Annotated in this window: 8 protein-coding genes; 5 read left to right on the top strand and 3 right to left on the bottom strand. The window is 43.5% G+C overall.

Features of this window, described 5'->3' with window-relative positions; translation table 11 throughout:
• The first annotated feature begins 400 nt into the window (after window positions 1–400).
• The 3 genes from ACFFAP_RS34155 to ACFFAP_RS34145 all read left to right on the top strand — a co-directional run bounded on the left by ACFFAP_RS34155 (window position 401) and on the right by ACFFAP_RS34145 (window position 2,400).
• Window positions 401–1,165 (top strand): transposase, encoded by a 765-nt coding sequence (locus ACFFAP_RS34155; RefSeq protein WP_375515373.1) that lies wholly within the window; start codon window positions 401–403, stop codon window positions 1,163–1,165.
• 662 nt (window positions 1,166–1,827) lie between these two features.
• Window positions 1,828–2,025, top strand: coding sequence for a hypothetical protein (locus ACFFAP_RS34150; RefSeq protein ID WP_375515372.1), 198 nt, complete (start codon window positions 1,828–1,830; stop codon window positions 2,023–2,025).
• A 57-nt stretch (window positions 2,026–2,082) separates the two neighbouring features.
• Window positions 2,083–2,400, top strand: coding sequence for a hypothetical protein (locus ACFFAP_RS34145; protein ID WP_375515371.1), 318 nt, complete (start codon window positions 2,083–2,085; stop codon window positions 2,398–2,400).
• A gap of 32 nt (window positions 2,401–2,432) precedes the next feature.
• Here ACFFAP_RS34145 and ACFFAP_RS34140 read toward each other — a convergent pair whose 3' ends face one another.
• The gene (locus ACFFAP_RS34140) at window positions 2,433–2,654 is read right to left on the bottom strand and encodes a hypothetical protein (protein WP_375515370.1); all 222 of its coding nucleotides are present in this window, start codon (window positions 2,652–2,654) and stop codon (window positions 2,433–2,435) included.
• A gap of 472 nt (window positions 2,655–3,126) precedes the next feature.
• Entirely contained in the window at window positions 3,127–4,392 is a 1,266-nt protein-coding gene (locus ACFFAP_RS34135; protein WP_375515369.1) for an FGGY-family carbohydrate kinase, read from the bottom strand.
• 199 nt (window positions 4,393–4,591) lie between these two features.
• Here ACFFAP_RS34135 and psaM point away from each other — a divergent pair, with 199 nt between their 5' ends.
• Together psaM and ACFFAP_RS34125 are read left to right on the top strand one after the other, a co-directional pair.
• Window positions 4,592–4,681 carry a photosystem I reaction center subunit XII gene (gene psaM / locus ACFFAP_RS34130; protein WP_040630342.1) on the top strand — a complete coding sequence of 30 codons (90 nt, stop codon included), beginning with the start codon at window positions 4,592–4,594 and terminating at the stop codon, window positions 4,679–4,681.
• A gap of 479 nt (window positions 4,682–5,160) precedes the next feature.
• Complete coding sequence (locus ACFFAP_RS34125) at window positions 5,161–5,571, top strand: hypothetical protein (protein WP_375515368.1); 411 nt, start codon at window positions 5,161–5,163, stop codon at window positions 5,569–5,571.
• A gap of 226 nt (window positions 5,572–5,797) precedes the next feature.
• Here the strand turns inward: ACFFAP_RS34125 and ACFFAP_RS34120 are convergent, their stop codons facing one another.
• On the bottom strand, window positions 5,798–6,517 hold the full coding sequence (locus ACFFAP_RS34120; protein WP_375515367.1) for a tetratricopeptide repeat protein: 720 nt from the start codon (window positions 6,515–6,517) through the stop codon (window positions 5,798–5,800).
• Window positions 6,518–6,939 lie beyond the last annotated feature (422 nt).

The following is a 6,939-nucleotide window of genomic DNA, read 5'->3' as shown; positions in this document are numbered from 1 at the left end:
GAAATAACAAATGAGTACGCCGAAATAACAAATGAGTACGCCGAAATAACAAATGAGTACGCCGAAATAACAAATGCGTTGGCGTAGCCCGCACTTCTCTACGAGACGCTGCGCTAACAGCAGTCGCCTGCGGAGGGAAACCCTACCAAGAGCGCTGCTTCACCGCAAATCTTTGGTGGATGAAGTTTTTCCGACTTGTGTGTACACCGTAGCTTTCCTTGCTCTTAAGGGGCTGGGGGTTAAGTCTGTATTGGACTCAACCCAGAAGCGCTATTTATCATTGTCGAGATGTGAAAGAACCTAGAATTGACGCAACGGTATCGTTATTTTCGAGATGTGAAAGAACGTAGTCGATAATTAGCAATCCGCCTGTTAAGTTTGACAACTTGGTATAACTTAAATGACCCGCCAGAAAAGAAATTTGTCAGCAGGATTTTCTTACCACATTACTACGCGCTGCAACAACCGCGAATTTAATTTGGCGCGGCCAGAATGCCGGGAAGTCTTCTTATATGCAATCAAAAAAAGTTTGGACAAATATGGCTTCAAACTTTATGCGTTGTGCATCATGTCGAACCACGTCCACTATCTCATAGAACCAGCCACCCCAGAAGATTTGCCTAAAATCATGCATTTTCTCAATTGGTACACAGCCATGTGCTTTAATCGAATGCTCAATCGCACAGGACACTTTTGGGAGGCGAGATATTATAGCTGTGGGTTTCCACCCACGGATACTAAGCGAGCATTAAATACTCTACGCTACATTCATGGCAATCCCAAAGCTGCTCAAATGCGACGCAGTTTTTTCTACGATTTCAGTAACTATGGCACTTATGATCAATTGACTGTTGATGGATTGACTCAATGGCATCCGGCTTTTCTAGAACTGGGTAAAACTTTAGATGAATGTGCCAAAAAATATCGGGGGTTTTGTCAACGGTATAAACCAAAAGCAAAACCAGCCAAACTTTCTTGCTGGGGAAGTAAGTTGCTGGCTGGCCATAAAATTAGCCGGAATAAGGGTAAGCACAAATGCCCACCTGGTCAACTGACACTTTTCGCGCAGTGCCAGGTATCGGAATGCCCGCAAGTGGCAGAAGTTTTAAAGAAGTTTGTTCTAGCTAATAGAGCGTTTGACGCAAGTTGCATGAATGAGGTATGATATTGAGAAGTGCACACACAATCTACAATCCAATCTCAAAATTCGGAAAGATTCTATTATTATCATCTGAAGGAGACGAAAATCGAAATCAAATCGAAATCGGACGACGACTTGGAGACGAAATCACGGAAATCGGACGGGAATTTAGGTCCCGCAATCTTTACGTCGAGTACGTCTAATTCCACGTCGTCGGGAACTGCTACGACGCCGAATCCAAATCCTCCTACTAATAACATCTCGGATTCTTCTGATAGCTCGCAAAACATGTCAAACAAATTCGCGCCGCGCTAAGCTTTTTGGCGTTTTTTTCTGTTGCCATTACTATTAACCTAATTCCATCGTATTCTTTACAATCATAAAGTAACAGCTTATTCAACGCTTGTAAACTGCTTTTTTAAAACATCATACCAAACCTACTATTCCCACTTTTAAAACTGCTTTTTCTTTTTTCTTTTTAACCCGATAACCCTACTTTTTCAAACAAAACCTTTTAACAGTGCTTTTTTCAACACAAATTACACTTTTTTTACATACACATACACACTGCTTTCTTAGCCCCATAAGAGCGCTAGTCTGACGAATCCACCCGTTACTCCGAGCAACGCTAGGCTATCTTTTTCTCACACCGATAATTAATAAAGGGGACAGATGACATTCGCGCTGTGGCGAAGCACCCATCCCCGAATAGCTGCCCAGATAATGAACCTGGAATCTATAGTCCGGTATCTAATCACCCCAGTATCGGTCGAGATATGTCGATTGTCACTGGGATATTATTTGGCAATCCCAAAGCTGTTCAAATGCGACGCAGTTTTTTCTACGATTTCAGTAACTATGGCACTTATGACCCTTACGGGTGACGCTCGAGTACTCGCTAACGCTACGCTAGCGCCAGTTCCCTACGGCGGGAAACCCGCTTGCAGGACTGGACTCACCAATTGACTGTTGATGGATTGACTCAATGGCATCCGGCTTTTCTAGAACTGGGTAAAACTTTAGATGAATGTGCCAAAAAATATCGGGGGTTTTGTCAACGGTATAAACCAAAAGCAAAACCAGCCAAACTTTCTTGCTGGGGAAGTAAGTTGCTGGCTGGCCATAAAATTAGCCGGAATAAGGGTAAGCACAAATGCCCACCTGGTCAACTGACACTTTTCGCGCAGTGCCAGGTATCGGAATGCCCGCAAGTGGCAGAAGTTTTAAAGAAGTTTGTTCTAGCTAACGCGAGCGTTTGACGCCAGTTGCACGAATGAGGTATGATACGTCATCAGACCTGACCTCCACTTCCCTGCCCGTCATTCGGCTCATCCCTCCAGCTCTCCGCTCCTGTTAAGTTCCCTATTGCTTCCACCACGGTACCCTTTACTGGGTGAAACCCTGGTTCTTTCCGTTTTCCATCTTTGTCCCCATCTATCCTCTCTTCTTCTTCCGTTTTTAGCTCCTCATTTACTCCACCAACATCCTGTGAAATCTTTTGTTCCTGTTGCATATCGATCCTTTATTGTAGTTTGTTTTCTTACCTTCGCCACCATTTTACCCGTTCAGTGCCATTAATTCCTCAAAAGATGTATTCTTTACAATCATAAAGTAACAGCTTATTCAACGCTTGTAAACTGCTTTTTTAAAACATCATACCAAACCTACTATTCCCACTTTTAAAACTGCTTTTTCCCTTTCAATACACACTGCTGCTTTATTAGCCCCAAAGAGAGCGCTAGTCTGACGAATCCACCCGCTACTCCGAGCAACGCTAGGCTATCTTTTTCTCACACCGATAATTAATAAAGGGGACAGATGACATTCGCGCTGTGGCGAAGCACCCATCCCCGAATAGCTGCCCAGATCATGAACCTGGAATCCTAAAGTCCGGTATCTAATCATCCCAGTATCGGCCGAGATATGTGGATTGTCACTGGGATAGATACTGATTTACAAGATATCTACAAAAGATAGTTACACAATTACTCTTGTTCACCCCTTCTTGCGTCCCCCATCGCCAACAGCGCCGTCCCGTAAGCCGCTTCCGTATACACTGACGCTACTACAGGAACTTGCAAATAACGCGCCCTAATTGTAGTCCAAATATCATTCGCCGCGCCACCACCAGCAGTATAAACACGGAGCAAGTTGTCTGCGCCCATTTTTTGTAATAATTCATACCCTTGTGCTTCTATGCGGGCAATGCTTTCTAACAACCCATGCAGAAATTCCACTGGGTTATCTGGGCGTGGTGACAAACGTGGGGGTAGATTGGGATCATTAATCGGAAAGCGATCGCCTGCTTTCAATAATGGATAATAATCTAACTCGCTGGCTTTTGATGCATCAATCTCCCGGCTAAGGCTTTCTAACTCAGCGTTTGTGAAAAATTGCTTAAGTACTGCACCCCCAGTATTAGAAGCACCACCAGTCAGCCACAAATCACCCAGGCGATGGCTGTAAATCCCATATCGCGCATCTTCTACACGGGTACGACTTAATAACTTTAGTACCAACGTTGAACCAAGGGAAGTCACGGCTTCACCAGGTAATTTTGCCCCACTGGCAATAAAAGCGGCAATACTATCAGTTGTACCTGCACATACCAGACAATCACGGCAAAAATGAAACTTATCCGCAATTTCAGGACGCAATTGGGCAATCGGAGTCCCAGGAGTTAAAACTTTGGGTAGCTGAATCGGTATTTGCAACTTTTCTAGCCATTCTGGGTATTTCAACTCTTCCACGTCATAACCCAGCTTTAAAGCATTATGGTAATCGCTAATCCCCAACTGTCCATGTAGAAGAAACGCCAGCCAATCTGCTTGATGCAGGAAATATCTAGCTTCACTAAAAGAGGGTAATTGCCTCATCCACAAAAGTTTGGCTAGGCTGGAGGTGGCACTCAACACGGTATGATTAGGGGGCGCTATACTCCTCAAATCCTCTAGCACCAATGATCCCCGCGCATCGTTATATAGCAATGGTGCATGTGTTGGATTGCCAACAGCATCGACTAGCAAGACCGTGGAAGAAGTACCATTAATTGCGATCGCTTTAATTTCTCGCCGCAATTGCTTAGGTATTTGTTCCACCAGCACAAACAAAGCCTCCTGCCATTTTGGTGTAACGGCGGCTGGTGAGTCCTGGAAGGGATATCGCACCTGTGCCTGGATGCTAGCTTCCTCGTCAACCACCATACCGCGTGCGCCAGAGGTGCCAAAGTCGATACCCAAATACAAATCCATAGTTTTATGAATTTTTTTAATAAAGAATCATTAAGGACTACTGATTAATAACTGCTTTTGTTGCATCTTGTAACAAGATATTCCCCAATCTTGGCAAAACAAGGAAAAGTAGTAAACGAACTGTTCAAAATCTATTCAGGTTAGGAGGTTTTCAGCCATGCCTATCTTAGATACTCTGTACATCGCTCAGATATCTTCCATCTCAGATACTCAAGTCTACATCGCTCTAGTTGTGGCCTTGATCCCCGGAGTTCTAGCTTGGCGATTAGCCACAGAACTTTACAAATAAGCCTACGATGTGACACAGTTAAAAAGCTAATAATCCTGGCAGTACGGGGTGCGATTTCCAGATACTTGTGGCTTTATGCCATAAGTAGCTACGAAACTAACACTTGCGTAAGCCAGGTTATTTTTTAACTGGTGCAACACTTGTAGCTATTTCAAAAAAATGAAGTAATATGACAGCTAAATCAAGCATTCAGGAGTGCTGAGTTCTGAGTTCTGAGTTCTGAGTGCTGAGTTCTGAGTGCTGAGTGCTGAGTGCCCAGGAAGAAGTAATGAGTAAAAAGTAGTACTTATGAATTTTCCCACTTTAAGCCGAGGCACTAGTTACTCTGAACTGATTTAATGCTGAGTGTGATTAGTGATTTTTTTACTCAGCACTGGCTCAATGCCCCGCTATCCATGTACAGCACTCGAAAGTCAGCACTCAGCACTCATAACTCTTGATAGTGCTTCCCTTCCTCAGCGAGGTTATTTTTTAGCATCATGAACGCGATTCAACCCTCCAGACCACCGTTACAACCTATACAAAAACGCCGGGTCATTCCTCGACCAAAGCGGCATCTTCGCCAACGTTCTTACCAGGTGATGGCACTGGAAAGCACAGCCAAAATAGCGGTTAATGTTGTGATTACAGCCGTTGCAGCATCTGCCTTATCACAACTTTTGCCTTATCATTGGTCACAGCAAGAAAAGTTGCGCGAAATGAGTACTGAAGTCAAGCTGATGGAAGGACATGTCGATGGTTTGCAGGTGGAATTTAGCCGTAACTTCGATCCTCAGCAAACTAAAAGTATTATGCAACAACAAGGATACCGATTTGATCCTAATCAGCGTCGGGTTGTGTTGATGAATCATGATCGCCTAGAAGATCAACAAACAGAGTCATCACCCTAAGACAAATAGCGAATTTGGGATTATTTAAGTTTCTTGTGATTCAGGCTACGTATAAACCGGGTGTTAATTTATATTATTGCTAATAAATAATGGTTAATAGCTAATTTTTGAATAGCTATGTAGCTATCATCTATTAGTCATTAGCGATACAGCGTCACTAAACTCCTATTCAAAATTTAATAATTTATTTTTAATTTTGAATCCCCCAGAAGAACTAATCTACCAACTAGGACGCTGATTCAGATAGCAGCTCGTTTAGCCAATTTTCGAGTTGTAAACGCAAGCGACAACCAGTAATATCCTTACTGTTGTCGAAAGAGGGCAGTTGAGTGAGGGCGCGACGATAATCAGCGATCGCACAATTCCAGTCGCCCCAAAGATGGTAAGTCCTGCCGCGTTCAGCCCAGATATGACCTTCTAGTTGACCGAAAAGCAGTGCTACCTCAAAATTCTCAATTGCCTCCTCATATTGCGCCAAGTCACGCCAGGTAATGCCTCGGTTAATCCACGCCCGGACATGGCGAGGATTCAAATCAATCGCTTGATCGTAGTCGGCAAGTGCTGCTGCTAATTCTCCACAAGCCGCGTAGTAATTTGCCCGATTATTATAAGCACTAGCCAAATAGGGATTAAGTTTAAGGGCGGTATTATAATCAGAAATCGCTTTTTGCTTTTCACCACCTTGGAAATAAATTAGGCCCCGGTTGTTGTAATCAATGGCATTGTGGGGATGGCGGGAAATTAGTTGGCTTAAAAGTGCGATCGCCTCAGTATAATCTCCTTCTTGAGCCGACCTCAAAGCACAAGAGCGTAAATAGCGATCGCCTAAAGCAGATTCGCCACCGTCATTTTTCTTTTGTACTTGGGCTTTATCTGTAACATTTAAAACGTATTTATATTTTTTACTTTGCTGGTCACCGTCAGCTAAAAATGAGTGAATATTCATCTTATCTACATTAAATCCCTGCTTTGTGGAATCAGCTTCTAGTTTTTCTCTGCTAGTGGTTTTACCACTATGTATATTTTTAAAGTATTTATGGTTACATGAAAGCAATCTCAAAAGAGAACTCAACCTAGCCGCACAACAGAAATCTACGCCCTAAATAAACAATTGATCCTCAAACCTAATCATGAATACTTCATCCCCAGGGTGAATTCCAGAAATAGCAGATGTGAATCTCAAAGACTAGTCAAGTAGTGAGAGCGACAAATTGCTAGAATGCCAACAAGCCGTTCATTAAAGAGGGGATTGGGGAATTGGGCATTGGGCATGGGGGATTGGGCACTTGTGCTAAGCGACTTGCCCTGAGCGTAGTCGTTCGCGTAGCGTCCCGTAGGGAAGGGAGTCGAAGTATTGGTCATTGGTCA

This window comes from uncultured Nostoc sp. (assembly GCF_964245575.1).
In the GTDB taxonomy this organism is placed as follows: Bacteria; Cyanobacteriota; Cyanobacteriia; order Cyanobacteriales; family Nostocaceae; genus Nostoc.
Note: the sequence above shows the minus strand (reverse complement) of the source record. Positions and strands in the feature narration are given on the sequence as shown.